This is a genomic window from Wolbachia endosymbiont (group A) of Clivina fossor, assembly GCF_964026865.1.
Lineage (GTDB): Bacteria > Pseudomonadota > Alphaproteobacteria > Rickettsiales > Anaplasmataceae > Wolbachia.
This window is the reverse complement of the sequence record NZ_OZ034707.1, coordinates 1,484,134-1,509,958: the sequence shown is the minus strand read 5'-3', so window position 1 is coordinate 1,509,958 and position 25,825 is coordinate 1,484,134. Positions and strand designations below refer to the sequence as shown.

Sequence of the window (25,825 nt, the reverse complement as noted above, 5' to 3'; positions counted from 1 at the left end):
TTGGGAAGACAAATAGAATATACGATAAATTCACTTAAACCTCCAGTTATAGGCGGAAAGCACTCTTTTTCATTTGTCTCATTATTATTGAGAATTGGTATAACATCTCATTTTCTTTACTCACATAGTATATAGTCATCTATAGCTTTTTAAACTCAAACTAAATTCAATTTTTCTCGGTAGTCCATTAGGTAAAAAATACATCTGCTTTTCTTCTAACCTAGTAATTACGAATTGTCCTAAAATATTACCTAAACTATCTACTAAAATATGTGGTTTTTCAGTTTCTTTCACACTCTTTAATTGATTTAGCACGTTGAGATTATGCAGATAAATCATTCCTTCTAAATCTATATTTTCTACACCTTGACCGATATTTTGTAATAGTGGCATATTTTCAATACACTCAATCGTGCTCCAACGATTTTCTCTGCTATACTTTAAACTTGTGGGAGCAAACTTATACGGACCAAGAGATAGCATCAATAAAATGTCTCTACCGTATCAAATAAAACATCACGTGACTTTTCTCTTATCCTTTTTATTACTTCATCTGCAAGACTACGAACATCTTGGTTAGGTTCTGCTTTAATGCTGATAGTGTAATTATTAGTGATGTTCTGAGTTTTATTTTGTTCTTTATTTTCAAACTTACTCCTTGCAAATATCTTATCGCTCTCTGTCTCCTCAATAAGGCTTTTGACTCTGAAGCTATTTTTATTTCTCTTTGAAAATTCTTTAATTATACTGTTACCTAGCACAGGATTTCCACTGTTGAGAATATTACTTTTTAGGGGAGTGTGCACTGCTTTTACTTCAGTTTTTCTTTTTTCAAACTCTTTCAGTGGGCTATTTCCCAATACTTTTCCAAATATACTTTCACCTATCCATGAAAAAGCTTCTTCTATGGGTTTTATTATCGATTTCCAAAAGCTAGAGAAAAAGTCTTTTACCTTTTGCCAGTTAGTTATAACAAGTGCTGCGCCAGTGACAAGTCCAGTAATTAAAAGTCCTATAGGGTTACTCATTATAGCGAGTGTTACTGCTCTTAGTCCTGTTACTACTGCAGGAAAAACTGTAGCTGATAAAAATGAAAATACTCCAAGTAGGTTTGCTTTCAGACTAAAAATCGTACTTCCTAGCAATGTAAATCCGTATCCTAGTCCCACTGCTACAACTTTTAAACTTATCAAGGCTGCTACAGTACCCATGATTGCTTTGGTTAAAGTTGGATATTTTTCTGCAAATAACGCTATGCTTCTAGTTTTTTCTTGTAAAAATTCAGCTATAGATTTTAAAGTAGGCAGCATCACTGAACCCAGGTTCATACCAACTTCAGCTATTGCGTTGCGAAGAAGTCGTAATTTACTGGCTGTGGTGTCTACACGGTTTTGAAATTCTTTCTGCAACGAGCTCTTGTACTCTTCTGTGTCAGATAGTAACCTTATAGCATCTTCGTATTTGTTAAAACTTCCAGCTAATAATGCAATATCATCTTGATATTCCTGACCGAAAAGTTTCATAAGGATTGTAGAACGTTCCTGGTTATCCATTTTCTTTAGAGCTTGAAAAAAGTAGAGTAATGCTTCTTCACCGTTTTCGCTTATTCTTTGTACTATTTCTTCTGCAGTTATGCCCATTTGCTCTAATGCTGCTTTAAAATCCCCTCCTTGTTCTTCAGCAGTCTGAAGTTTACTAAGTAGAGCATTTATAGCAGTTGCAGCTTTTGCTGGTTGTTTACCTAAACTAACGAAGGCATTTACTAAACTACTTGTTTCCTTGATGTCAAGACCAAATTGTTTTGCAGTACCACCAACTATTGCTAGAGCTTCAACCATATCTTTTGCTTTGGCAGCAGTGTTATCTGATAAGTGATTGATTACATTACCAACGTATTCCATTTTACTAACATCAATTCCATAAACGTTAGAGAGTTTAGCTATAGAATCACCTGCTTGCTCTGCAGACATATCAAATGCTGTAGACATTTTTGCCACTGTTTCTGTAAACATAAAAAGATCTTCTTTCTTGATACCAAGTTGACCACCACTTGCAGCTATTTGTGCCAGTTCTGCGGCTGATAATGGTATAGTACGTGACATCTCTTTTAACTTCTTTGCAAATTTAGTTGCTTCATCCGTTCCTTTTTTAAAATCTACCACTTTTGTAACATCAGCCATAGCACTTTCAAAGTCAATTGCAACTTTAACTGGAGCTGCAAGCGTTAGCCCTAGCCCAATAGTCTCTATAATTTGTGACTTAAAATGTGCTTTGCTTGCTAAAAAACTTTGGTGACTACGTATTGCAGATCCAAGCTTACCATACTTACCTTTTAATACTTCAATAGAAGAGCCAAGTTTATGTTGGTCACTTACTAAGTACTTAATATTTCTTCCACTTTTTCTTACTTCTTCATTAAATGAATGCAAAGCATCTCTCTTTTTCAAATATGCTTCTTTTGCTTTTATTGCAGAGGTTTTGGCCTTGTCAAATTCTGCTTTTAAAGTTTTGCTCGGTTTCTCTATTGCCTTCATTTGTTTAGCTAAAGATTTTACTTGATCTTCAAAGCCTTTCCATGACCTCTTGCTAGTCAAAACATCATGACCTAACTGCTTAAACTTTGATACTGATTTTAAAGATGAGTCAAGCTTTCTTATATTCTCACCAAGATGAGTAAGTTGACTGCTACTTCCTTTTATTACAGTACTGAAACTGCCATCTAAAACTGCTCCGATTTTTATAGATAATGTTGACATTGTACCTTCCTCGCTGCTTTATGCCATAAGATAAATTCATTAATCTCCATATCAAGTATTTGTTCAACCCCGCCTCCTACAACAGAGCTGAACATTAATACTTCTAATCTCAAGTTTTTTGGATAATCGGTGAAAAAAAATCCTTTAATACCTCTTGAATTTTCACATAATCAGCAATATCTAACTCTTCAATTGCTTCTTTTGCAACTGATGTCAAATTGGCAGTCAAAGTTACTTCTTTACTAAGGTCACTACCATTTAAGCGTTCAATTGCAAGATAGTCTCTAACTTTTGGACGTCTAACAGTAAGTTCTGAGACAGAAATTCCATCAACTGTTATTGGGTTATTAAGTGTTATAGCTTGCATGTTCCTCCTTAAAAAGTTAATTAAATAAAAGTCTATATCGGCTTTTACATAACTAATTTCTTTGTATGGTGCTATAAATAGGATTAGCTTTGATAAGAATCTTTTCTGTGTTCAATTGAAGTAATAACTACTGTATGTTCTGGTACATCTATATAATAAAGTATACGATAGGTACTCACCCGTAGACTACGTTGTCCACTTAAGTTATGCTTTAATGGCTTTCCAAGTCCAATTGGATCAACTGTTAGACGCTCCATTATTGCCTTCTTAATCATTAACTTTACTTTTGCTGGAAGAGCCGGAATGTCTTTCTTTATAACAGATTCTGAATAGTCTATATTGTAAGGCTTAATCCCAGAAGGCATCTTGATGTTTAACCCTCTTTTCTTTATAGCGTTCGTCAGCAATCTTAGATAATTCCATATCTTCAATTTCTTCTTCCATTAATTCAGTTAATAACTTTAAAACGGACTTGTCTTGAGATTGTGCTACACTAACAAGTAAACCAGTTAGCTGCTCTATGGAATTTGTATGAGCTTTAGAATCCATATTAACTATATACCTACAACTTCTTATATTTTAACATTTTTATGTAATTTTGTCAACCATATTAGATCCCTAGAATCGTTTGTAGCAAGGCCATTTGATCAACACCATTTATCTTTCTAATCATATTTTCAGCATCGATTTCTATCAGCTCATTACCGCCTATAGTAAGTTTATAGTAATGGGCAGCTACAGTACATTTCAGCGTTGCTTTCTCAGCAGGTTTCCAGTTACCAAAATCAAATTCTTTAAAAATGCCTCTTAAATTGATTATTACTGCTCCAATATCATTACTTCCACTACCTTGCATTCCACCTCTGAGCGTCAAAGATACCGAATTTCCATTTATCAACCCAAATAGCCGAAAGAGCTCTGTATCGTATTCAGCAAAAGTGAAATCTGCTTCAAGCTTTTCCATGCCCATGTCAATATTTATTGGAATATCCATACCACCAGCACGGTACTCTTCTGTTTTTATGGTAAGCTTTGGTAGCGTAATTTCATCTATTTTTCCTGCATAACCACGACCATCTACAAATACGTTAAAATTTCTCAGTATTTTGGGTAACACTTCGCTTTCTCCTAACTTATTACACTATTATTTACAAGATGGGATCTGAATATTATTTGCTCAGCTGGATATGGCGGTGTAAACTCAAAATCAAAATACACTTTTCCGCTTGCAATATTTGCCGGTGTATTGAGTTCGGGTGTTGCATAACATTTTCCACTGATAATTGCTCCTTGCGCTTTTAAACTTGCAAGGTAAGAATTCACCCCCTCAATCACATCATCTATATAAGTTTTTGTGATATTGCGATCAACTGCCCAGAGATGAGCTCGAAGTAAACTATCGTTAATTAAATCTGCAGTGCGCCTTACTGATAGAAAAGCCCATTTCGAATCGTTTGAACATGTTCTATTTCCCCAAAGCCTATAGCCATTTTGATGAATTATCGTTGTTACTTCATTTTCATTTAAATGGTTTGCTCTACAATTTGTATTACCGAGCGTAAAATCAATAGGCCTGCTTGTTCCAACAATACCATTTATCTCTTTATTTGAAGGTGAGTGCCAAAATCCTTGTTCGCTATCTACTTTTGCTATTAAACCAGCTACAAATGGGCTTGCTGGCAAGGTTCCTTCTTTTCCTTCAATAAATACCTTAACCCAAGGGTCAACTACGTACACTCTTGAGCTGCCTACACTTTTTCTCCATTTTATTGCTTCTTCATCATTAGTATTTGGTCCATCTGCAACAATAATTGCTCTTAATTTTTCTGCTATGGAAATTAAAGCACTCACTACTGGATTTACTCCATCTATTTCAGGTAACTGATGAGTAAACTGAGGTGCAATTAATATTCTTGGAGCAATATGAACTATGCTTTCACTACTGAGGAATGCCTCTATCCCTTGATACTCTCCAGTCTCTTTATCAACACCGCCAATTATATTTTGGATAGTTTCACTTTCTTTGAGCTTTGAATCGCTGTTTTCACTTTCTTTAACTCGAATAACTACTACTGTTGCACCAATCTGGGAAAATATTCCGTTTGTTGCAGAAGGTAAACTGCCACTCTTTCCAAGTCTTGCTGCTTCTTTTAAGCTTCCTGCAATTAACACTGGTTTATTTAGCGGAAACTTTTGCTCGTCAGCTTCAGGTGCAGTACCAATTACACCTATCACTGATGATTTAGCTGTACGTACTGTCTTTGCTCCTGAGGTTACCTCAATAACATTTACTCCGTGTAAAAATTCTTCAGCCATTTCTTTGTATCTTTTGTTTAAAATCGTTTAGTAAGTTCTCTAGCTCATTTTTACTTTTGGCTTCTGCAATTTTCTTCTTGGTAATGTCTTCCAACTCTTCACATTTAATTATTTCTTTTACTGCTTTTTTTGCTTTTTCTTCAATTATTCTTGCCATTTCAATAACTGTAATACCACGGACTTTTGCTAATGGTTCTATAATTTCTGTATCCTTTTTACTTATAGACTCTGGTGCTGCTAGAATGCTTTTTGCGGCTTTTTCTTGTATTTGATACGATTTAGCTTTTTGGTGAGAATTTCCAGCGTATTCGTTAGTATAGTTATTAAAATAAAAACGCACACTATCAAGTGCAGAAAGTTTCGCATTTTCCAATAATTCCAGCTCAATATCTTCCTTATTCCTTTCAACAATTTTCTCTCCTTCTGTTAAACAATAACTTTTTTGCCAGTCAAAATTCTTTGGTGCTTCATACCAATCATTTCCAGTTGGCTTGTTTTCAAGTGTTGTTGTTTCAATCTGCTTGTGGTTTTCAAAACGTATATAAATAGTCACAAATTCCTCCTCATTGCCATATTTGATCAGTTCGTTCTAACCCTGGACATTGCCAACCCCTGAGCGTCCTTTCCACATCTACCTCAAGCCCTGTGGTGAGAAAATTGCTACGTATGTTATAAATCCCCCACTGAATAAATTGACCATAGTTGTGTACATAATTTGATGCAAGCATACCTTGACTAACTTGTGTTCTGGAATACAGATAAGATGATGTGTAATACCAATTCTCAATAATAATGAGACAAATGAAAAAGAGTGCTTTCCGCCTATAACTGGAGGTTTAAGTGAATTTATCGTATATTCTATTTGTCTTCCCAATAACGAAGTTTGGTATAAAGTAATATTGCAACTGTTTTTCCTGCTGGAATCTCCACATTACCAGATCCGGCTAACTTGCTATCAGAACTCGTGTATTGGTAAACATTTTTCCATACTATTTTTGAAATACTTGATTTATTAGAATTAGTGTTATCAGGAGTTCCCACAAATAATCCTGCTCCCCCATACTCCGTACTCGAATACGATGATCCAACAAATTCCATTGTCTTATTTATGTTCACATTGGTTGTATTTTTTACAAATACTACTCCAAGTGCAGCATACGGGTAATAGTATATCTCATCATAACTACCCGAAAAACTTTTTGTGCATAACTCTCCGTAAATAAATGTTCCTTTACTTCCCTCTATAAAACTTAGTTGTCTTGGCCGATAAAAACTAACGTAATCTGTATTGTACGTATGGCTACCTGCTAGTAGTTGTAACATATAGTCAGTTTTTGTTATATCACTACTCCACTTTCCAAGCTCTGTCGTAAAAGTTCCGTGTCCAAAATAATTATTTTTTCTGCCAAGTACACCAAATAAGAAAGGTAATGACCCTGGTTCAACCATGTTGCGCTTTCTTATTTCATTTATAAGAGACACTTTTAACTGTTCATCCCGAGTTTTTACCTCATTTATCAGGGATGTTTTTAATTGGTTATCACGAGTTTCTATTTCCCCAATAATTGATGAGCCAGATGGTACATTATTAACAGCACGAAAATCTTCTACTAAACCTTTAAGACCATCTTTATGACTATTACTAATGCTATTTATTGCTGCAATATTGGCATTCTTTCTCGTATCAAGTAGCGATAAATTTGTTGTTCCTTTTTCATCAATTCTCTTTAATAACTGCTTCTCTGATTCAGAGATCACTGCTAAAGAACTAGCTTTTTTATTATCCAGATCAGTTAAGTGTTTTTTTGCACTATCAAGAAGTTCTTTTAGCTTACCATCAGTCATCTGTACAATTTCAGAAACTGCACTTTTGTCGACTATTGATTCCAATGCTTTAGCAAGATATGCTAATTGATCTGGTGTACTGTTTGCTGCTAAATCCTTAAGCCTCTTTTGTAGTGCATCAATTATCTCTTTTACCTCAGTCATCTGCACAATGTCAGCAATAGCTTTTTTATCTGCTATCAATTCCAGCGATTTTGCAAGATATGCCAGTTGATCAGGTGTGCTGTTTGCTGCTAAATCCTTTATCCTTTGGTATATTGCTTCTTTCATTTCCAAAAATTTAAAAAAGTCTCAAAATTAAACCGCTCAAAATTACTCTTAAGTTGATTATGCTCATCTTCTCTTTCGGTAATATCTTCATCTATTTTCTTAATTGTGGTACGGATACGAACAACATCTTGCACAGCAATGTTTTCTGGATGAGGCAAAGAGTATCCTCTACTTGTTTTATCATCTGATACCAATTCCTAAAAATAAATAGATGAATAAAGAAAAATTTCTAAAATAGAATAATTTAAGAATTAGTGGGGAGTTATGGCAGGAAAAAGTAAAGCAATAGGAGAAGAATTATATAATAAGTGTAACCTGGAATTAAAGAAGCACGGCATAAGAGGAGAGATAGGAAGAAGATTACAGGCAATAATATCTGCAAAAGAATATGGAATAACAAAAGTTGCTCAAATATACCGAATTACTAGAACTACATTGATGAAGTGGATTACAAGATTTAAGGAAGGAGGAGTCAATGCGTTTAAAATACAACCAGGACGTGGAGTAAAGCCGAAGTTGAGCTACAAGCAGCAAGAAGAAATTAAAAATGTCATAGCAGAAGAAGGAGCCAACCTAACGGCTAAGAAATTAAAAATCATAATTGAGAAAATGTTTTCTATTGAGGTAAGTAAGTCTACAGCACATAGACTGATGCAAAAGTTAGGTTTTTCGTATATTACTCCAAGGCCTGTGCACAATAAACAGGATAAAAATAAACAAGAAGAGTTTAAAAAAAAATCTTAATGAAACTATTGTCACGTATCCCGAAAAAGAGCTATTTTTCTTCGATGAGTCGCGGTTTGGCACACATTCAAAGATTGGACACGGGTGGTTTAAAAAAGGCATTAGGACACAGGTTAAGGTAAAATTAGGTAGGCAAAACTTTTATCTCTATAGTGCAGTTAATCCTAGAAATGGAGAGAGTTCTAGCTTATTCGTACCAAACGTCAATACTGATTGTATGAATATATTCCTTGAGCAGATGTCACAATATTTAGGAACAAGGGAGGCATTTCTTGTTGTGGATTGTGCAGGATGGCATAGATCCAAAGGTTTAAAAATACCACAAAATATTACCTTAATCTATTTACCTCCATATTCACCAGAGTTAAATCCAGTAGAGCGTTTATGGCAATATTTGAAAGACAATCTCATTAAAAATAGAATATATGACTCTGTTAGTTTATTGGAGGATACTGTATGTGCATTCATTCGTAATATTACGGAAAGTTCGATCAAAACCATTTGTTCTGTGAGTTATTTGCCTACTTATTTATGAGATTTGGTATTATATGAAATAATGTTCTGGGGAAATTTACATCAGGCAATCTGTAATAAGCTCAGGGAAGAAATCCCAGCAATACAAACGTGCGAAATGTATAGAGCGGTACGTCGGGAAATAATAGCGCCAGCGGTGTTTGTAGAGCTTGTGAGTTTAGAGCCAGGAAAAGATCCGGGGACTGAGGAATTAGCGTTGAGGGCAAGATTTGAGGCAAGAGTAGTAGTTGATGGAACAGTTGAGGATTCTCAGGTAGTGGTAAGGTCACTGGCAGCGGAAGTTGCGAGAGTAGTGAATAAGAATACTTGGGACGTGGAAAATGTTTCAGCAGGTGAATTTATATCAGCAGGAGGAGATGATTTTAGGCCAGAATTAGATGCATATCTAGTGTGGATGGTTGAATGGGTGCATGAAATCCATGTAGGCAAGTCAATATTTTCAGGCGGAGTTACGCCGCATATTATAGAGATAGGTGAAGTACATGTTAGACCATAATTTTGCCATTGCAGAGCTAAATAGAAGGCTAGCGAACATTATTCGTATAGGTCTAGTTAAAGAGATAGACTATGAAAAGGCAAGAGTGCGGGTAAAAGTAGGAGAATTTTTGACCGATTGGTTACCGTGGATAACAACAAGAGCGGGAGAAGATAGAAGTTGGTTTTCCCCAGATATTGATGAGCAGGTGATGGTATTATCGCCATATGGAGAGTTGTCATTAGGGGTGGTGTTACCGGCAATATATCAGGAAAAGTATCCTCCTCCGGAAAGTAAAAAAGAAGTAAGTAGTGTAAAATTTCAAGATGGAACAAAATTATCGTACGACAAGGAGAATCATCATCTTGAGATTGATGTAGTAGATAAAATAACGTTGAAAGTAGAAGGATCAAGCGTAGAGATGACAAAGGATGGAATAAAACTTAAGGCACAAAGAATAAATCTAAATTAGGAAAAGGAATGAATAAATCAGTTATATGCCTAGGAGATCACTGCGGGGAAGCGTTGCCGCATTTTTGTATAAGTGGAAGCAGAGATATATTTGTAAACGGAAGACCAGTTTGTCGGCAAGGAGATAGTTTTACAGAAGGTAAGGTAATGGCACAAGGGTCAAAAACAGTGTTTGCAAATGGTCATGGTATAGGAAGAGTTGGGGATTCAGTATCTTGTGGGTTTAAAGTAATAAGTGGAAGTAGTAATGTTTTTTCAGAATAAAAATAAACCATGTGCTATACTTACCAAAAGTAAAATTATGAACATGGATATAACTACTAGCCTATTAGGAGACGTTAGTAATTTAATAGATAGAGCAAAGAATCATCTTTCTGTTCAATTCAATTCTACTCTAGTATTGTTAAACTGGGAAATTGGCTCCAGAATTGATCAAGATATCCTAAAGCACAAACGTGCAGATTATGGGAAGCAAATCATCTCCCAACTTGCAAAAGAACTTCAGATGAAATATGGACGTGGATTTGATAGAGCTTCATTGTTTCGGATGGTGCAATTTTCCAAATTCTTTCCCGATCAAGAAATTGTCGCGACACTGTCACAACAATTGAGTTGGTCACATTTTGTAGAAATTATTGCAATTTCTGATGAGCTGAAGCGTAATTATTATATAGAAATGTGTCGTATTGAAAGATGGAGTGTTAGAGCACTACGTAGTAGAATCGATACCATGTTGTATGAACGTACAGCACTAGCAAAAAAGCCTGAGGACTTCATAAGACAAAGCATCAAACAGTTACGTGAAGAAAATACGTTAGCCCCCGAATTCATTTTTCACGATCCATACTTCCTTAACTTTGTGGAATTGCCATCAAGTCATAGTGAGACTGATCTAGAAAATACGATTTTGGATGAATTGGTAAAATTTTTACAAGAGTTTGGTAATGATTTTTGTTTTGTGACACGTCAAAAAAGGATGAGTACCGAAAGAATTGATAGGTATTTAGACTTGCTATTTTTTCATAGGGGATTAAGGCGCCTTATTGCAATAGAACTAAAAATTGGTCGATTTGAACCAGCTTATAAAGGACAGATGGAATGGTACTTAAATTGGTTAGATAAAAATGAACGAAAACCAGATGAAGAAAAACCCCTAGGGATTATTTTGTGTGCTGATAAGGATCAAGAAGATATAGAATACCTGGAGCTTGAAGGATCTAATATTCATGTTGCACAGTATTTAAGACAGTTGCCTCCTAAGGAAATCCTTGAGGAGAAGTTGAGAAAAGCTATCTCTATAGCTCGTGAAAAATACGCAAGTACTAAGAAGAAAATGATTAAACAGATATAACACAAAAGGCAACGTGTTTATGCGAGGAATGGACGTTAATACTGGAAAAGAGTTAGAAGGAATAGAACATTTAAAGCAATCAATAGTTAATATTTTAACTACTCCTATTAACAGCAGAATAATGCGCAGGAGCTATGGGTCAAGATTACTTGAGTTAGTTGACCGGCCAATCAATCGTGATTTTACGTTAGAAATTTACGCAGCAACAGCAGAAGCACTACAAAAGTGGGAAAAGAGATTTAAGTTAGAAAAAGTAAAAATAACAGAAGTGAAAGAAGGAAAAGTAACGCTTGACCTAGAAGGATTGTACTTACCAATGGGGGAAAAGATTCGCTTTGATGGAGTTGTGGTATAAAGATGGAGCAGCCTAACATTATTGAGCCACTGAACTTCGAAGAAATCTTTTCACGTATGAAGGAGGAGTTGATACGTCGAGACTCAAGTTTTACAGTATTGGTAGAAAGTGATCCAGCAATAAAGATTTTAGAGGTAGCAGCATGGCAAGAACTTTTGCTCAGAGAAAGAATAAACGAAGCAGCAAGGGGCAACTTACTTAAGTTTGCAAGGGGAGAAGAACTTGATGATTTAGCTGAATTTTACGGAGTGGAAAGGGAGAACGGGGAAAAGGATGAACGATTTAGAAAAAGAATCAAGGCAAGAATAGTTGGCTCAAGCACAGGAGGAAATTATCGGTATTATGCATTATCAGCAGATACGAGAGTAAAAGATGCATTAGTAGAATCACTTGTACCAGGAAAAGTACAAGTTTCAATCTTATCCACAGAATTATCCACACTGCCAGAAGAATTACTAGAAATTGTCAGAAATCAGCTAAACAGGGAGGATGTGAGGATTTTAACAGATACAATAGAAGTGGTAAGTTGCAATATTATAGAAATAGATATCCACAGTAAAATTAGCATTAAAAGACCAGATATTATTGAAACGGTGAAGAAGAAATTTATCGAAAAATTTGAATTAGCAAAAAGATTAGGATGGAGTGTGACAAGATCATGGATAATAGCGAATTTGTTTGTGGAAGGAGTGGAAAACGTGGAATTAATAGAGCCAAAAGAGGACGTTGTGGTACTGGGGAATGAGTGTGCTTTCTTAAAAAGTTTAAATGTTGAGTTGAATTAATGCTATTACCACCAAACGCAACAAAGCAAGAAAAAGCGCTGATTGATGCAATCGATTACAAAGTAGACCCAAGCTGTGTAAAAGGATTTAAATTTAGCCCAGGGGAAAAAGTATTGCCGTGGATAATAGAGGAATATGGGTTAGAAGAGATTCTGCGTTGGGCAAAAGAGAAAAGAAGAGCGATAAAAGAAGGGGTAGAATTTCAGCGTTTAAGAGGAACACCAGCGTCACTAAAAATAGCATTAAAATGGGCAAATATAGAAGATATTACAATTATTGAAGAGCCACCCGGAGAACACTTTTTTGAATTACAGATAGGGATAAAAGATGTTCCGAAAGACTTCTTTGTTGATGCAGTAGTAGAACTAGCAAAACTATCATTACCTGCAAGATCACGGCTAATGAGGATTTTTAACGATTATTATAATGCGCAGAGATTTATATTGGATGAGAGTTTATTTGGAGATCTTCTTTCTGACTATTCGGGGGTAAAAATAGAAAAAGATGGACCAGTGTTATCATTTGGGAGAGTAAATTTTTTCAGGTCTAGTGGTCCAGTTATTAGGATTATAGAAAACTATCTACGCGATCATTATGAGCAGGCATTAAGTAATGATCTGTATAGGCTAGATGTAGCAATACTTGGAGAAACCGAGCCTCACACAAAGAATTATAACGGTATTTATGAAAGAAGTCATCAGTGGAATAATTTAAAAACGTTATATCCGCTACCACAGAGCTTATTACCTGAGATTAAGTTTGCTAAAGCGCAGATAGTATTATCGGACAGTTGGAGTTTAGGAGAAATAAACGCATGTTTTCCAGTAAGTAGTATAGAAGAGAGGGGAAAAAGGTTTTTACTAGGAAGTGATAAGCTATCTGAACAAGTGTGGAATTTAAAATACAAGCCAATTTTAGAAAGGTTTAGCGTTACCTATCATTACAAAGTAGAAAACTCTACCGATCAAAAAGTTATAAGATTTGGTTTAGCAAAGCACTATGTTCATTTTGAAAGCGAATTAAATTCAGAGCAAAAGGATGCAATACAGGAGTTAGAAAATTACATTTTAGTGTTTTACCCAGGTGTACTAACTTGGCATGAACATCGACATTTGAACAGGTCCTGGGAAGAAAAACAGCCCATATGTTTAATACGCTAAATACTTATATTTATATCTTCATATATTACATTAACATTCGGTAAAAATGTGTGTTTTTTGAAAAAAAGAAGTTGCTTTTCCATGCCAAAACAGCTATAAATTAGGTAGGTGTAGGTAAACATAAGAAATTGATCTTGCACTAAAGTGAGCCAAATTGGCGACTTTATGTATGTTTTTATAGTGGGGTAACTAAAATGTTCAATTTAAATAAAAGACTGGAAAAATTAAAGGAGAATTCATTTAGAAAAATAGATGAGAGAGGAGATACCGTCTTGTTAGTCAACAAAAAAATTATAAAAATTTCCCAAGTTGCATCATAAAATCAAAAAATACTTCCAATTGTGTAACAGTACACAGATTATAGTTAGTGGATATGTTGATAAGTAAATTAGTTTTATACGCACAAAACAGATGAAGTTTACTTATCAACATATCCACTAACCAACAACATTCAATAAATTTGTGTAATACCAAATCTCATAAATAAGTAGGCAAATAACTCACAGAACAAATGGTTTTGATCGAACTTTCCGTAATATTACGAATGAATGCACATACAGTATCCTCCAATAAACTAACAGAGTCATATATTCTATTTTTAATGAGATTGTCTTTCAAATATTGCCATAAACGCTCTACTGGATTTAACTCTGGTGAATATGGAGGTAAATAGATTAAGGTAATATTTTGTGGTATTTTTAAACCTTTGGATCTATGCCATCCTGCACAATCCACAACAAGAAATGCCTCCCTTGTTCCTAAATATTGTGACATCTGCTCAAGGAATATATTCATACAATCAGTATTGACGTTTGGTACGAATAAGCTAGAACTCTCTCCATTTCTAGGATTAACTGCACTATAGAGATAAAAGTTTTGCCTACCTAATTTTACCTTAACCTGTGTCCTAATGCCTTTTTTAAACCACCCGTGTCCAATCTTTGAATGTGTGCCAAACCGCGACTCATCGAAGAAAAATAGCTCTTTTTCGGGATACGTGACAATAGTTTCATTAAGATTTTTTTTTAAACTCTTCTTGTTTATTTTTATCCTGTTTATTGTGCACAGGCCTTGGAGTAATATACGAAAAACCTAACTTTTGCATCAGTCTATGTGCTGTAGACTTACTTACCTCAATAGAAAACATTTTCTCAATTATGATTTTTAATTTCTTAGCCGTTAGGTTGGCTCCTTCTTCTGCTATGACATTTTTAATTTCTTCTTGCTGCTTGTAGCTCAACTTCGGCTTTACTCCACGTCCTGGTTGTATTTTAAACGCATTGACTCCTCCTTCCTTAAATCTTGTAATCCACTTCATCAATGTAGTTCTAGTAATTCGGTATATTTGAGCAACTTTTGTTATTCCATATTCTTTTGCAGATATTATTGCCTGTAATCTTCTTCCTATCTCTCCTCTTATGCCGTGCTTCTTTAATTCCAGGTTACACTTATTATATAATTCTTCTCCTATTGCTTTACTTTTTCCTGCCATAACTCCCCACTAATTCTTAAATTATTCTATTTTAGAAATTTTTCTTTATTCGTCTATTTATTTTTAGGAATTGGTATAAGATACCACTTTACATAAGATAGATAGGAAGCATTTTTGATTTTAAAGTACTAAACCTTCAGTCAACCTCTTAGCCCTGTAGTTTTTGATATGGTTAGGATCAAAAGCACTTTTGGATGTCAGAATACCGAAAATGATATGGAGTAGCTTACGCATTGCAGCACCAACGATGGCCATATTATGCTTACCCTTTTCCTTTAATCTTTGGCAAAAGCTCATAATGATAGGATTGTGATTCTTAGCTACTATGGCAGGAAAGAAAAGTGCCTTACGTAATGTTTGTGAACCGGATTTACTTAATCTGGGTTTGGCATATACAGAGGAACCTGACGTCATATTTCGTGGTATAACTCCTGTATATGCTGCCAATTGCCTGGCATCTCTAAAAACCTCTATATCAGAAACTTCAGCTAAAATAGCTATTGCTGATTCTTCTCCTATGCCTGGAATAGTCAATAGAAGTTGAAAATTTTCCAACAATTCTTTGTGTTGATTTAATAGTTCACGTACGGAGTTTTTTATTGTTTCTATTTTTTGAGCTATATTCATTGCAAGGTCTTCCCAAGCATTTGCAACTTCTTTAGGCAGTCTCTCTTTTTTTTCTAAGTGGTTATTTACTAATGTTAACTCATCTTTTAACGCAACTGAGCAACGATAAAGATGTTTTAATTTTTTCATTTCAGGAGAAGGTGGTGTCCAACTAGAAGGTTCCTGTCTTTGGCAATAATCAGCAATAACTTCTGCATCGGTCTGATCATTCTTTTGTCGTATCAGCTTACTCCTTGCATAAGATTTTATGCAATAAGGATTTACAACACTTACAAAATGTCCAGCATTGTGTAGAAATTCAGCCAGTGCTTCGCTATAACAACCAGTAGATTCCATGCAGGTTTTTACTTTTTCTACATTATGTTTGTGTAGAAAATTCAGTAGACTTTGAAACCCATGATCATCGTTCTTAAAGCTTCTTTTTCTAGTTTCACGCTTTCCTTTTTTGCTTATAAATGAGAGAAAAACATCAAAGCGATCTTTTGATATATCTATGCCCAAAAAGTTGTTGATCATATATAACCCCATACGTTACCATTAAAAATGAAAAGTAAGGTTAGTCTTGTGAATACAGAATTAGAACCATTCAGGTCTTTCTACGATACCGTCCAGCCTATACTTTTGAGAAGGGAATTCTTATCTCCTCTACAGATTTTATATCTAAGAAGAAGCACAGAGTTCCTCCCTTCTCCACCTAATGCTTAAGCTTAAAACATTAGATGCTTTTGACAAGATACAAGCATCGAACAGACGAAATCTGTCAAATCAGAAAGAAACACACAAATTTAAGTTTTTAGTAGTTTTCAAGTATAGTTGTACAGGGAGCGCCTCTGCAGTTATGACCGACATTTTCAATGGTGCCTAAGTGCCCGTATGCAAGCATGGTTTTGGAAGGAACGGTCAAATCATTGATGGAGTCATTTAGACTACCTCGGTTAGGAGATTGTACTATCAACCGTTCCAAGCTGAAGCGTTTCCCTATTACAAATTATATGTAGGAGTTACCATGAAAAAAGCAAAAAGTAAATTAGAAATAGTGAATCCTAATGCAGCAGGAATAGACATTGGTTCAGCTGTACACTATGTGTGTGTACCTGAAGGAAGAGATGAACAACGCGTTCAGAAATTTGGCTGCTTTACTGAAGACCTTCATAACTTAGCACAGTGGTTGAAAAAGTGTAAAGTTACAACAGTAGCTATGGAATCAACAGGAGTATACTGGATTCCTTTATTTCAAATACTTGAGTCATACAAATTCGAGGTAAGATTGGTAAATGCACGGCATGTAAAGAATGTACCTGGTAGGAAGTCTGACGTTCAAGATTGCCAATGGCTCCAACAACTGCATAGCTACGGACTGCTTCATGGATCGTTTAGGCCAGATAATCAGATGTGTGTATTGCGCAGTTACGTGCGGCAACGCAAAAATCTCACTGAAAGTGCATCTACACATATTCTGCGTATGCAGAAGGCATTAATTCAAATGAATATACAATTACACAAGGTTATTAGTCATATTACTGGGATAACTGGTATGAAAATCATTGAAGCTATAATTGAAGGCGAAAGAGATTCTGAAAAATTAGCAGAATTCAGGGACGTGCGAATGAAAAATGATCAGTCTACTATTGCAAAAGCGTTAGCTGGTGACTATAGAGAGGAACACTTATTCACGCTAAAGCAAGAATTTGAATTATATAATATTTATCAAGAAAAAATAGCAGAATGTGATAGAAATATTGAAGCCTATTATAAAACGTTTGAAACAAAGTCTTGTGAAAGCAAACAGCTAAGTAAGCAAAAGAATAAAAATAGCAAAAGTAAGCCAAGCTTTGCTTTGTATGAGGAACTGCACCGAATAACTGGTATGGATTTCACTAAAATTCCTGGATTTGATGTATTAAGTATACAAACCATAATTTCAGAAGTTGGTATAAACCATAGTAAATGGCCAACAGAAAAGCACTTTTCGTCGTGGTTGGGACTCAGTCCTGCTAATAAAGTTACAGGGGAAAAAGTGTTTAACACAAGAACACGTAAAGTCATTAACCGTGCTGCGAATGCTTTGCGAATAGCTGCTCATTCTGTAGGAAATAGTAAAAGTGCGTTGGGTGCATACTACAGAAGATTGAAAAAACGACTAGGAGCACCAAAAGCAATAACAGCTACTGCAAGAAAAATGGCATGCATATTTTATAGTATGCTCAAATACGGACAGGAATATGTAGAAAAAGGAATGGAATACTATGAAACACGCTATAAAGATAGAACTGTAAAAAATTTGATCAAAAAAGCGAGCGAATTTGGCTACATATTAGTTCAACAAGAAGAGTTAGTTGAGTGAGTTTCTTAGGAGAAGATGGTAACACTGTGTTGCATTTAGCAGCATACCTTTCTGATATAAAGTTACTAATAAGAAAGGGAGCAAAAGTAAATATAGAAAACAATAGCGGAGAAACACCATTACACCTAGCAGCATTCTATGGAAAGGTAGAGAATGTAAAAGTACTGTTGGAAGAAGGAGCAGATGTAAATGCTAGAAACGGTAAGAGAAATACGGCATTACATTATGCGAGCCTAATGGGGTATGAAGAGACGGTAAGGGAGCTAATAAAAGGAGGGTCAAAAGTAAATATAGGAAATGAAATAGGAAGACATGAAGCAGTATTTATGAGGGAAATAGGGAACGTGAGAGCAATTTTAGAGGGAGGAGGAGAAGTAAATGCGAAAGACCAAAAAGGATACACACCAATAGATCTAGCATATATGGCAAATAGTGAGGAAATAATGAGAGAGTTAGTAGCGAAGCAGAAGGTTATGGAAGTTGATTGAGAAAAGGAAGGAAATGGTGGAAAAGGAGGTGTTGTCATTAGAGAGAAAACCGTTGGCAGAGCTGAGGGAAAAGGCACAATTATTTGATGATTTGGGAGAGTGCTCAATTGATGAAAGATAGCGCTATGTGTTTCCAAAATTGTGCATAAAAGTAAAACAAAACGAAGGTTAACAGTTGCGTCTTTTTCGCAAGAGTAATGGATTTATGGAAAAAAGGAGTGCCCGAACTATAAAAATATTTACAGGAGAAACAATGAGAAAAAAGGTATTAACTGTAACTTGTCGATATGAGCCTGATGAGTTAGCAGATAAACGCTTATCGGATGTATATGGGCAACTGATAGAGAGATTGATAAAGAGAAAAAAAGAAAATAGAGAGAAAGAAACAAATGAAAGTAGTGAGTTTATATGCGAGAGTGTCATCAGAAAAGCAAGCACAGAAGGGAACAATAGAGAGTCAAATAGCGGAGTTGGAGCGTAGAATTAGTGAAGATGAGCACAAGCTACTAAATGAGTATAGATTCATAGACAATGGGTATAGTGGATCAGATTTAGAGCGTCCCGGTTTAGATAGGTTACGCGATAAAGTAGGAAAAGGAGAAATTGATAAAATTTATATTCATTCACCAGATAGGTTATCACGAAAAACTGTATATCAAATGATCTTGCTCGACGAATTTGAAAAAGCAGGAGTAGAGGTAATCTTTCGAGAGTCCAGAAGAGAACTTAAGGCGATGTGTAAACGCACAATTACCGTCATCTGATAACCTTATACCAATTCCTAAAAATAAATAGACGAATAAAGAAAAATTTCTAAAATAGAATAATTTAAGAATTAGTGGGGAGTTATGGCAGGAAAAAGTAAAGCAATAGGAGAAGAATTATATAATAAGTGTAACCTGGAATTAAAGAAGCACGGCATAAGAGGAGAGATAGGAAGAAGATTACAGGCAATAATATCTGCAAAAGAATATGGAATAACAAAAGTTGCTCAAATATACCGAATTACTAGAACTACATTGATGAAGTGGATTACAAGATTTAAGGAAGGAGGAGTCAATGCGTTTAAAATACAACCAGGACGTGGAGTAAAGCCGAAGTTGAGCTACAAGCAGCAAGAAGAAATTAAAAATGTCATAGCAGAAGAAGGAGCCAACCTAACGGCTAAGAAATTAAAAATCATAATTGAGAAAATGTTTTCTATTGAGGTAAGTAAGTCTACAGCACATAGACTGATGCAAAAGTTAGGTTTTTCGTATATTACTCCAAGGCCTGTGCACAATAAACAGGATAAAAATAAACAAGAAGAGTTTAAAAAAAAATCTTAATGAAACTATTGTCACGTATCCCGAAAAAGAGCTATTTTTCTTCGATGAGTCGCGGTTTGGCACACATTCAAAGATTGGACACGGGTGGTTTAAAAAAGGCATTAGGACACAGGTTAAGGTAAAATTAGGTAGGCAAAACTTTTATCTCTATAGTGCAGTTAATCCTAGAAATGGAGAGAGTTCTAGCTTATTCGTACCAAACGTCAATACTGATTGTATGAATATATTCCTTGAGCAGATGTCACAATATTTAGGAACAAGGGAGGCATTTCTTGTTGTGGATTGTGCAGGATGGCATAGATCCAAAGGTTTAAAAATACCACAAAATATTACCTTAATCTATTTACCTCCATATTCACCAGAGTTAAATCCAGTAGAGCGTTTATGGCAATATTTGAAAGACAATCTCATTAAAAATAGAATATATGACTCTGTTAGTTTATTGGAGGATACTGTATGTGCATTCATTCGTAATATTACGGAAAGTTCGATCAAAACCATTTGTTCTGTGAGTTATTTGCCTACTTATTTATGAGATTTGGTATTAGTTCTCAAAAAGTTAATAGAGATAGTGGCTTTTGTTCTATTGGATCGGCTTCTCCTGCTGTGCCACATAAGGGAAGTGTCTCTTCAGAGCTTAAACAGCCGCAACAGGTAAAGCATATGTCAGAAGCTTTGGGGAAATAAATTTAGGTTTTTAGATATACCTTAACCATCTAAATGGTTTATTAGGGTTGGGACCAAAGTCTCTGACCCTGAAAGCACTGGTGTTAATTTTTCTCATCCATTGTAAATATTGCACCGTACTGTCCACCTGATCATCATAACGGGCTTCTGGGAACATTAAAATCTCATATTCGAAATCGCTGAGCCATACTGCTTGATGCGGCAGAAAAACCCTGCCAGACTCTATAATTGGAACAATTTGATAAAATCGAGTGAGTTTGTCATTGTGTGGTACTATTTCAATAATCGGTAGATCGCTATTTGCCTTTAGCTCTTGTGTTAATTTGCTGCGAACAAGCTTGCGTAACATCAGTACGTGGAACATCCTTAATAGTCTCGATTGACTCTGTAGGTACATTACCATTTTTCTTAAAACCTTTCTCTTCTATAGCTTCCAGAACACTTTTTCCTCCCAAAAGACAGTTTTCTCCTAAACTTTTCTTCTCAGCTTTTAACTTGTTAAGCCTTTCTTCACTCTCATCATCAATTTCTACTTCTATTTTATTACTATCTTTCTCACTAGGACTTAGATAAATATTAATCTCTCCTGCCTCAGTGGTAAAAGACATTTTAATGCTACTTTCTAAGACATCTGTGTAATTTCTTTTTCCATCTTTTGTACCTTCAACTCTTACTATACTCTCCCCAACTTGAAGTATGCCGACTTTTAAATTTAAATCTTCAGCTTTGTTAAAGATTTTCACAGGTTCAATAATACTATCTTGTGAATATTTCACATAAAAACATACATTATCTATGTCTACCTCTTCTGGCTCCCCCTTTTGAGCTTGTCTATCTCTGCCTACAATAATTTCATATGCTATACTCTTTAGCTTGTCTTTAGTTTCTTTATATTTCTTAGAGAGATCATTTATATAATTAGATCCATAATTTTGTGCTAGCTCAGTATTACCGGAGAAAAATTTTTGTCTTGCTTTCCCACCTTTTAACAATAACTTGTTAGTGATGCTTTCTATGATGCCTGAAACTTTATCTTCGTTGCCATCGTCTTGGTCGGCGATACCATCAGACTGCCTTTCACGCGCTCTGGTTTCATCGCGTGGTTTCACACGATTATTAAGAACACCTTCTATTTCTTCAAGTATTAAACTTGTTACAGTTTCTTTATCACCATTGTCATTTTCATTACCATTACTACAACTTGAATTCAACCTTATTCCTTTCTTCAAGTACTCATTTACTATTTTCTCAATACTTTCTAGAATACTTTCTTCAGATTCTTGTTTATTTTGTGCTGTTATACCTCTTATCTTCTCACAAAAATCTTTAATTAGCCCCTCTTCGCTTGTAGTTAATGGTATTTCTAGCTTCATCGAAAGTGAGTCTTCTAGAAAAAGATGATCACTTGAACTACAGCTCGAATCCTCGTCTTTCCGGTCACAATCACTCGGTTCAGTAGAAATTGTTTTATTATCGTCACCGGAGCTATACCCTGGATCATCACGAAGTGTCTGATCATCATTGTGCTTGTTAGGGTAATTACTAGAGTTATTTGTCGAATTCTCTTCATTTTCACAAGAACCATCTGAATGATAGTCCGAATCTTCTTCTGTGTTACAATCACTCAATTTAACAGACTCTATCTGACTATCATCACCAGAGCTATTTGAACAATCATCTACCGAATCATCAGGTGTTGTCGGATTCCCTTCATTTTCATGAGAATCATCTAAATCATAACCCAAATCCTTAATAGCTTGACGGCACTCATGTTCAGTAACATATTCAAATGGAGTCTTTCCACTTTGATCTTGCACATTTTGATCAGCTTTTGCTTTTAAAAGAAGTTCTATAGCTTGAAGGCAGTTATTTTCAGCAGCATAATGTAACGGAGTCTTTTCACTTTGATCTTGCACATTTGGATTAGCACCCGCTCCTAAAAGAAAACGTATACCGCCAGTATCGTTATGTTCAGCAACGTAATGTAACAGAGTTTTTCCATCTTCTCGGTTTTGTACATTTGGATTAGCTCCTGCTTCTAGAAGAAGAATTATATGTTGAATATTATTTAATGGAGCTCTATTGCTTTCTAAAATGTCAGATAATCTTTTATCTAAGTAATATGACAGAGTTTTTCCATGTCGGTTTTTTGTATCTCGATTAGCTCCTGCTTCTAGAAGAAACATTATATATTGAATACGATCAGGATTATCTAATTCATCTCTCTTCATTGCTAACTCATTTAGAATGTCACGTAATTTTTCACTTGAGTAATCTGACAGAGTTTTTTCACCTTGGGTTCCTGTTGTATTTGGATCAGCTCCTGCTCTTAGAAGAAACATTATATGTTGAGCATAATTATCTAATAGACCTCCATTGTCTGCTAAATTATTTAAAATGTTAAGTAGTTTTTCATCTAAGTAATATGACAGAGTTTTTCCATCTTGATTTTTTGTATTTCGATTAGCTCCTTCTCCTAGAAGAAACAGTATATGTTGAGTACAATTGTGATTACCTAATAGAGCTCTATTGCTTTCTAACTTATTTAAAATGTCAGATAATTTTTCATTTAAGTAATCTGACAGAGTTTTTCCAGCTTGGTTTTTTGTATTTTTATCAGCTCCTTCTCCTAGAAGAAAAATTATATATTTAATATTATCGGAATTATCTAATAGATTGCTATCGCTTTCTAACTGATCTAAAATGTTAAATAAAGTTTCATTTAATCCCTCGCTTGGTACCCCACCATTCATATTGTATAACCATTACCCACTAATTCTTTAGTGATTACCGTAATACATAGGTAAGTCAATAAAAAAATACACCTTTCCTTCTTCAGTTCTAAGAAATTGTCAAAAGTCTCAAAAAGATGAGTTAAAATAAAAAGAAGAATAGTGGAAGTTTAGTTGTTTACACTTTCATGCTATGCCCATAGCATCATATATTACTTAACCTTGCAATAATTTTTTTATTCTTGCTGCTTCTTCAAACTCTAAATTTTCAGCATGCTCTATCATTTGCTTTCTCAAGTCATCCTTATTAGTATTTACTTTTGGTTCTGCTATTGCCCTCTCCTGTAAGGTGTTTGATATAGGTTTTATTATAGTCTTCGGGACAATATTGTGCAATATATTATGTTCTTCTTGTTTTTTTCTTCTTCTTTCAGTCTCTCTTAATGCACGATCTAAAGAACCAGTGATTTTATCTGCATACAAAATTACTCTACCTTCAGCATTACGCGCAGCACGACCGATCGTTTGAATGAGCGATGTTTCTGATCGCAAAAATCCTTCTTTATCAGCATCTAAAATTGCAACCAAACCACACTCTGGAATATCAAGACCTTCCCTAAGCAAGTTAACACCTACTAAAACGTCAATTTCTTTAGATCTTAATTTACATATAATTTCTATTCTCTCCAGCGCACCAATATCAGAATGCAAATAACTCACTCTCATATTTAATTCACTCATATATTCAGCTAAATTTTCAGCCATTTTTTTTGTCAGTGTAGTGATTAAAACACAAAATCCCTTTCCTATTGTCACTTGTGCCTCATGAATTACATCATCAATTTGACTCTCTATTGGTTTCACAATGCAGATTGGGTCTGTAAGCCCTGTTGGACGGATAACTTGCTCTATAAATACATTATTGGTCTTTGCCAACTCATACTTTCCAGGAGTAGCTGAAATGTAAATAGTCTGCGGCCTAACTTTCTCCCATTCTTCAAATTTTAATGGACGGTTATCAAAAGCGGAAGGGAGCCTGAAGCCATAGTCAATCAATTTCTTTTTACGTGCCTCATTACCACTGTACATCGCACCAATCTGAGGAACGGTGACATGACTTTCATCAACAAACAAAATTACATCTTTGGGTAAATATTCAAACAAAGTAGGCGGTGGATCCCCAGCTTCCATTCCATAGAGATAACGCGAATAATTTTCAATACCTTTACATATTCCTGTTGTTCTCATCATTTCAATATCAAAATTAGTGCGTTGCTCGAGGCGCTTTGCTTCAACAATCTTGTTTTGCAAGTAGTAATAATCCAAGCATTCATGCAGCTCTTTTTTGATTAGCTCAACTGTCTGCAACAGAGTCTCACGTGATGTAATGTGATAGCTGTTTGGAAAAATGGTGATTGTATTTAGGCTTTTGGTAATATTACTCGTTATAGCATCAATTTCAGAAATTTCTTCTATTTCATCACCAAGCAGCGATAAACGCCAAGCTTTATTTTCATAATAGGCAGGAAATATATCGATAATATCGCCACGCACTCTGAAATATCCTCTCTCAAACCTGGTATCAGAGCGCTTGTATTGGAGATCAGCTAAGTTACTCAAGAAATCATTAACATGAATTTTATCTCCAACACTTAAAGATATAGTCATGCTGCGGTAGCTTTCAGGCGAACCAAGACCGTATATGCAAGAAACACTGGCAACTACGATCGTGTCCCTGCGCTCCAAGAGGGAGCAGGCGGCAGAATAACGCAGCATGTCAATTCTGTCGTTGATTGCAGAGTCTTTTTCGATATAAGTATCAGTTTGCGGCAAATAAGCTTCGGGCTGATAGTAATCATAATAAGAAATGAAATATCCAACAGCATTATTGGGAAATAATCCTTTCATTTCCTCATAAAGTTGTGCTGCTAAGGTTTTATTGTGTGCCATGATCAGCGCAGGTCTGTTTGTCCTTGCTATAACATTTGCCATAGTGAAAGTTTTCCCAGAACCAGTAACCCCAAGTAAAACTTGGTCTCTTTTATTGCTATTTAGCCCCGCAATTAAACTATCGATTGCCTGCGGTTGATCTCCAGCGGGTTGAAAATGTGTAGTGATTTGAAATTTCATAGACTTTACTTACTATCTTTGATTCATTGCATAGTGAACACTATATTGCTTTTAAGATAAGTTGTATAGCTATAAACTTTCCGTAAAGCCATAAAACATTAACCAACAATAGACTTCTTGCATAACCATATAACAAACTTTTATTGGGAATAGAAACGAAAAACTTCCTTGACAAACTCCGCCAGCCCCCTTATCATGAAACTGAAGCTATTTCATTTAACTTCGCAATCTGTGCAGATTAAAACGACAAGAAAACTTGTATTTGTCGTACTATGCTTAATTTTTTGCACGATGACACTCTCGCATATAAACTCACTACTTTCATTTGTTTCTTTCTCTCTATTTTCTTTTTTTCTCTTTATCAATCTCTCTATCAGTTGCCCGTATACATCCGATAAGCGTTTATCTGCTAACTCATCAGGCTCATATCGACAAGTTACAGTTAATACCTTTTTTCTCATTGTTTCTCCTGTAAATATTTTTATAGTTCGGGCACTCCTTTTTTCCATAAATCCATTACTCTTGCGAAAAAGACGCAACTGTTAACCTTCGTTTTGTTTTACTTTTA

General features: G+C 35.2%; 31 protein-coding genes and 1 pseudogene. 15 read left to right on the top strand and 17 right to left on the bottom strand.

Going from position 1 to position 25,825, the window contains the following annotated elements; translation table 11 throughout:
- Positions 1–135: 135 nt before the first annotated feature.
- From AAGD99_RS07585 to AAGD99_RS07535, 11 genes are all read right to left on the bottom strand, one after another.
- Positions 136–483 carry a phage tail protein gene (locus AAGD99_RS07585; protein ID WP_022626303.1) on the bottom strand — a complete coding sequence of 116 codons (348 nt, stop codon included), beginning with the start codon at positions 481–483 and terminating at the stop codon, positions 136–138.
- Positions 483–2,756 carry a phage tail tape measure protein gene (locus tag AAGD99_RS07580; RefSeq protein WP_317050282.1) on the bottom strand — a complete coding sequence of 758 codons (2,274 nt, stop codon included), beginning with the start codon at positions 2,754–2,756 and terminating at the stop codon, positions 483–485. The genes AAGD99_RS07585 and AAGD99_RS07580 overlap by 1 nt, the downstream gene beginning before the upstream one ends.
- 109 nt (positions 2,757–2,865) lie before the next feature.
- Entirely contained in the window at positions 2,866–3,123 is a 258-nt protein-coding gene (locus AAGD99_RS07575; RefSeq protein WP_010405430.1) for a phage tail assembly protein, read from the bottom strand.
- Between the two features lie 83 nt (positions 3,124–3,206).
- Complete coding sequence (locus AAGD99_RS07570) at positions 3,207–3,488, bottom strand: type II toxin-antitoxin system RelE family toxin (RefSeq protein ID WP_010082215.1); 282 nt, start codon at positions 3,486–3,488, stop codon at positions 3,207–3,209.
- Positions 3,472–3,672 (bottom strand): hypothetical protein, encoded by a 201-nt coding sequence (locus AAGD99_RS07565; protein ID WP_007303020.1) that lies wholly within the window; start codon positions 3,670–3,672, stop codon positions 3,472–3,474. The genes AAGD99_RS07570 and AAGD99_RS07565 overlap by 17 nt, the downstream gene beginning before the upstream one ends.
- A 61-nt stretch (positions 3,673–3,733) precedes the next feature.
- On the bottom strand, positions 3,734–4,240 hold the full coding sequence (locus AAGD99_RS07560; protein WP_253303050.1) for a phage major tail tube protein: 507 nt from the start codon (positions 4,238–4,240) through the stop codon (positions 3,734–3,736).
- A gap of 11 nt (positions 4,241–4,251) precedes the next feature.
- Positions 4,252–5,439: a phage tail sheath subtilisin-like domain-containing protein gene (locus tag AAGD99_RS07555; protein ID WP_341823036.1), complete on the bottom strand. Its 1,188-nt coding sequence runs from the start codon at positions 5,437–5,439 to the stop codon at positions 4,252–4,254.
- Positions 5,432–5,992 carry a hypothetical protein gene (locus AAGD99_RS07550; protein WP_019236467.1) on the bottom strand — a complete coding sequence of 187 codons (561 nt, stop codon included), beginning with the start codon at positions 5,990–5,992 and terminating at the stop codon, positions 5,432–5,434. Before AAGD99_RS07550 ends, AAGD99_RS07555 begins: the two co-directional genes overlap by 8 nt.
- A 10-nt stretch (positions 5,993–6,002) precedes the next feature.
- Positions 6,003–6,167 (bottom strand): hypothetical protein, encoded by a 165-nt coding sequence (locus tag AAGD99_RS07545; RefSeq protein WP_196218410.1) that lies wholly within the window; start codon positions 6,165–6,167, stop codon positions 6,003–6,005.
- Between the two features lie 130 nt (positions 6,168–6,297).
- Complete coding sequence (locus AAGD99_RS07540; protein WP_341823035.1) at positions 6,298–7,554, bottom strand: hypothetical protein; 1,257 nt, start codon at positions 7,552–7,554, stop codon at positions 6,298–6,300.
- Entirely contained in the window at positions 7,551–7,748 is a 198-nt protein-coding gene (locus AAGD99_RS07535; protein WP_341823034.1) for a hypothetical protein, read from the bottom strand. Before AAGD99_RS07535 ends, AAGD99_RS07540 begins: the two co-directional genes overlap by 4 nt.
- Positions 7,749–7,818: 70 nt before the next feature.
- Between AAGD99_RS07535 and AAGD99_RS07530 the strand changes: the two genes are divergently transcribed.
- From AAGD99_RS07530 to AAGD99_RS07490, 9 genes are all read left to right on the top strand, one after another.
- Positions 7,819–8,833, top strand: a protein-coding gene (locus AAGD99_RS07530) for an IS630 family transposase (RefSeq protein ID WP_341822214.1) whose coding sequence is annotated in 2 segments (ribosomal slippage) — positions 7,819–8,283 and positions 8,285–8,833 — 1,014 coding nt in all. Because the reading frame shifts where the segments join, the coding sequence is not laid out codon by codon here.
- A gap of 21 nt (positions 8,834–8,854) precedes the next feature.
- Positions 8,855–9,328 (top strand): hypothetical protein, encoded by a 474-nt coding sequence (locus AAGD99_RS07525; RefSeq protein WP_341823226.1) that lies wholly within the window; start codon positions 8,855–8,857, stop codon positions 9,326–9,328.
- The gene (locus tag AAGD99_RS07520) at positions 9,315–9,779 is read left to right on the top strand and encodes a phage baseplate assembly protein V (protein ID WP_341823013.1); all 465 of its coding nucleotides are present in this window, start codon (positions 9,315–9,317) and stop codon (positions 9,777–9,779) included. Before AAGD99_RS07525 ends, AAGD99_RS07520 begins: the two co-directional genes overlap by 14 nt.
- A gap of 8 nt (positions 9,780–9,787) precedes the next feature.
- Positions 9,788–10,042, top strand: a complete 255-nt coding sequence (locus AAGD99_RS07515) for a PAAR domain-containing protein (RefSeq protein WP_253308963.1) — start codon at positions 9,788–9,790, stop codon at positions 10,040–10,042.
- Positions 10,026–11,129 (top strand): YhcG family protein, encoded by a 1,104-nt coding sequence (locus AAGD99_RS07510; protein WP_253308962.1) that lies wholly within the window; start codon positions 10,026–10,028, stop codon positions 11,127–11,129. The genes AAGD99_RS07515 and AAGD99_RS07510 overlap by 17 nt, the downstream gene beginning before the upstream one ends.
- Positions 11,130–11,148: 19 nt before the next feature.
- Complete coding sequence (locus AAGD99_RS07505) at positions 11,149–11,484, top strand: GPW/gp25 family protein (protein WP_341823033.1); 336 nt, start codon at positions 11,149–11,151, stop codon at positions 11,482–11,484.
- Positions 11,485–11,486: 2 nt separating this feature from the next.
- Entirely contained in the window at positions 11,487–12,269 is a 783-nt protein-coding gene (locus tag AAGD99_RS07500) for a baseplate J/gp47 family protein (RefSeq protein WP_341823031.1), read from the top strand.
- Entirely contained in the window at positions 12,269–13,429 is a 1,161-nt protein-coding gene (locus AAGD99_RS07495) for a phage tail protein (RefSeq protein WP_341823030.1), read from the top strand. The genes AAGD99_RS07500 and AAGD99_RS07495 overlap by 1 nt, the downstream gene beginning before the upstream one ends.
- Positions 13,430–13,623: 194 nt before the next feature.
- A complete protein-coding gene (locus AAGD99_RS07490; protein ID WP_341823029.1) occupies positions 13,624–13,749 on the top strand; it encodes a hypothetical protein in 126 nt (41 codons plus the stop codon).
- A gap of 157 nt (positions 13,750–13,906) precedes the next feature.
- Here AAGD99_RS07490 and AAGD99_RS07485 read toward each other — a convergent pair.
- Both AAGD99_RS07485 and AAGD99_RS07480 read right to left on the bottom strand, forming a co-directional pair.
- Positions 13,907–14,921 (bottom strand): IS630 family transposase gene (locus tag AAGD99_RS07485; RefSeq protein WP_341822214.1). Its coding sequence is split into 2 segments (ribosomal slippage): positions 13,907–14,455 and positions 14,457–14,921, totalling 1,014 coding nucleotides; the frame shifts between segments, so codons are not numbered across the junction.
- Positions 14,922–15,041: 120 nt separating this feature from the next.
- Positions 15,042–16,064 (bottom strand): IS110 family transposase, encoded by a 1,023-nt coding sequence (locus AAGD99_RS07480; protein WP_341823012.1) that lies wholly within the window; start codon positions 16,062–16,064, stop codon positions 15,042–15,044.
- Positions 16,065–16,554: 490 nt separating this feature from the next.
- Here AAGD99_RS07480 and AAGD99_RS07475 point away from each other — a divergent pair, with 490 nt between their 5' ends.
- From AAGD99_RS07475 to AAGD99_RS07450, 6 genes are all read left to right on the top strand, one after another.
- Positions 16,555–17,892 (top strand): IS110 family transposase, encoded by a 1,338-nt coding sequence (locus tag AAGD99_RS07475; RefSeq protein ID WP_264704179.1) that lies wholly within the window; start codon positions 16,555–16,557, stop codon positions 17,890–17,892.
- Positions 17,889–18,380: an ankyrin repeat domain-containing protein gene (locus AAGD99_RS07470; protein ID WP_341823028.1), complete on the top strand. Its 492-nt coding sequence runs from the start codon at positions 17,889–17,891 to the stop codon at positions 18,378–18,380. Before AAGD99_RS07475 ends, AAGD99_RS07470 begins: the two co-directional genes overlap by 4 nt.
- 205 nt (positions 18,381–18,585) lie before the next feature.
- A complete protein-coding gene (locus tag AAGD99_RS07465; protein ID WP_341823027.1) occupies positions 18,586–18,861 on the top strand; it encodes a hypothetical protein in 276 nt (91 codons plus the stop codon).
- Entirely contained in the window at positions 18,779–19,144 is a 366-nt protein-coding gene (locus AAGD99_RS07460) for a recombinase family protein (RefSeq protein WP_341823025.1), read from the top strand. Before AAGD99_RS07465 ends, AAGD99_RS07460 begins: the two co-directional genes overlap by 83 nt.
- An 84-nt stretch (positions 19,145–19,228) precedes the next feature.
- Positions 19,229–20,243 (top strand): IS630 family transposase gene (locus AAGD99_RS07455; protein ID WP_341822214.1). Its coding sequence is split into 2 segments (ribosomal slippage): positions 19,229–19,693 and positions 19,695–20,243, totalling 1,014 coding nucleotides; the frame shifts between segments, so codons are not numbered across the junction.
- Positions 20,240–20,395: a hypothetical protein gene (locus AAGD99_RS07450; protein WP_341823023.1), complete on the top strand. Its 156-nt coding sequence runs from the start codon at positions 20,240–20,242 to the stop codon at positions 20,393–20,395. The genes AAGD99_RS07455 and AAGD99_RS07450 overlap by 4 nt, the downstream gene beginning before the upstream one ends.
- A 10-nt stretch (positions 20,396–20,405) precedes the next feature.
- Here AAGD99_RS07450 and terL read toward each other — a convergent pair.
- From terL to AAGD99_RS07430, 4 genes and pseudogenes are all read right to left on the bottom strand, one after another.
- Positions 20,406–20,717, bottom strand: a pseudogene (gene terL / locus AAGD99_RS07445) (phage terminase large subunit); the annotation flags it as partial.
- Positions 20,692–22,581 (bottom strand): ankyrin repeat domain-containing protein, encoded by a 1,890-nt coding sequence (locus AAGD99_RS07440; RefSeq protein ID WP_341823225.1) that lies wholly within the window; start codon positions 22,579–22,581, stop codon positions 20,692–20,694. The pseudogene terL and the gene AAGD99_RS07440, both read right to left, overlap by 26 nt.
- 762 nt (positions 22,582–23,343) lie before the next feature.
- Complete coding sequence (gene uvrB / locus AAGD99_RS07435) at positions 23,344–25,257, bottom strand: excinuclease ABC subunit UvrB (RefSeq protein ID WP_341823022.1); 1,914 nt, start codon at positions 25,255–25,257, stop codon at positions 23,344–23,346.
- 212 nt (positions 25,258–25,469) lie between these two features.
- Positions 25,470–25,766: a hypothetical protein gene (locus AAGD99_RS07430; protein WP_264735990.1), complete on the bottom strand. Its 297-nt coding sequence runs from the start codon at positions 25,764–25,766 to the stop codon at positions 25,470–25,472.
- Positions 25,767–25,825: the final 59 nt, after the last annotated feature.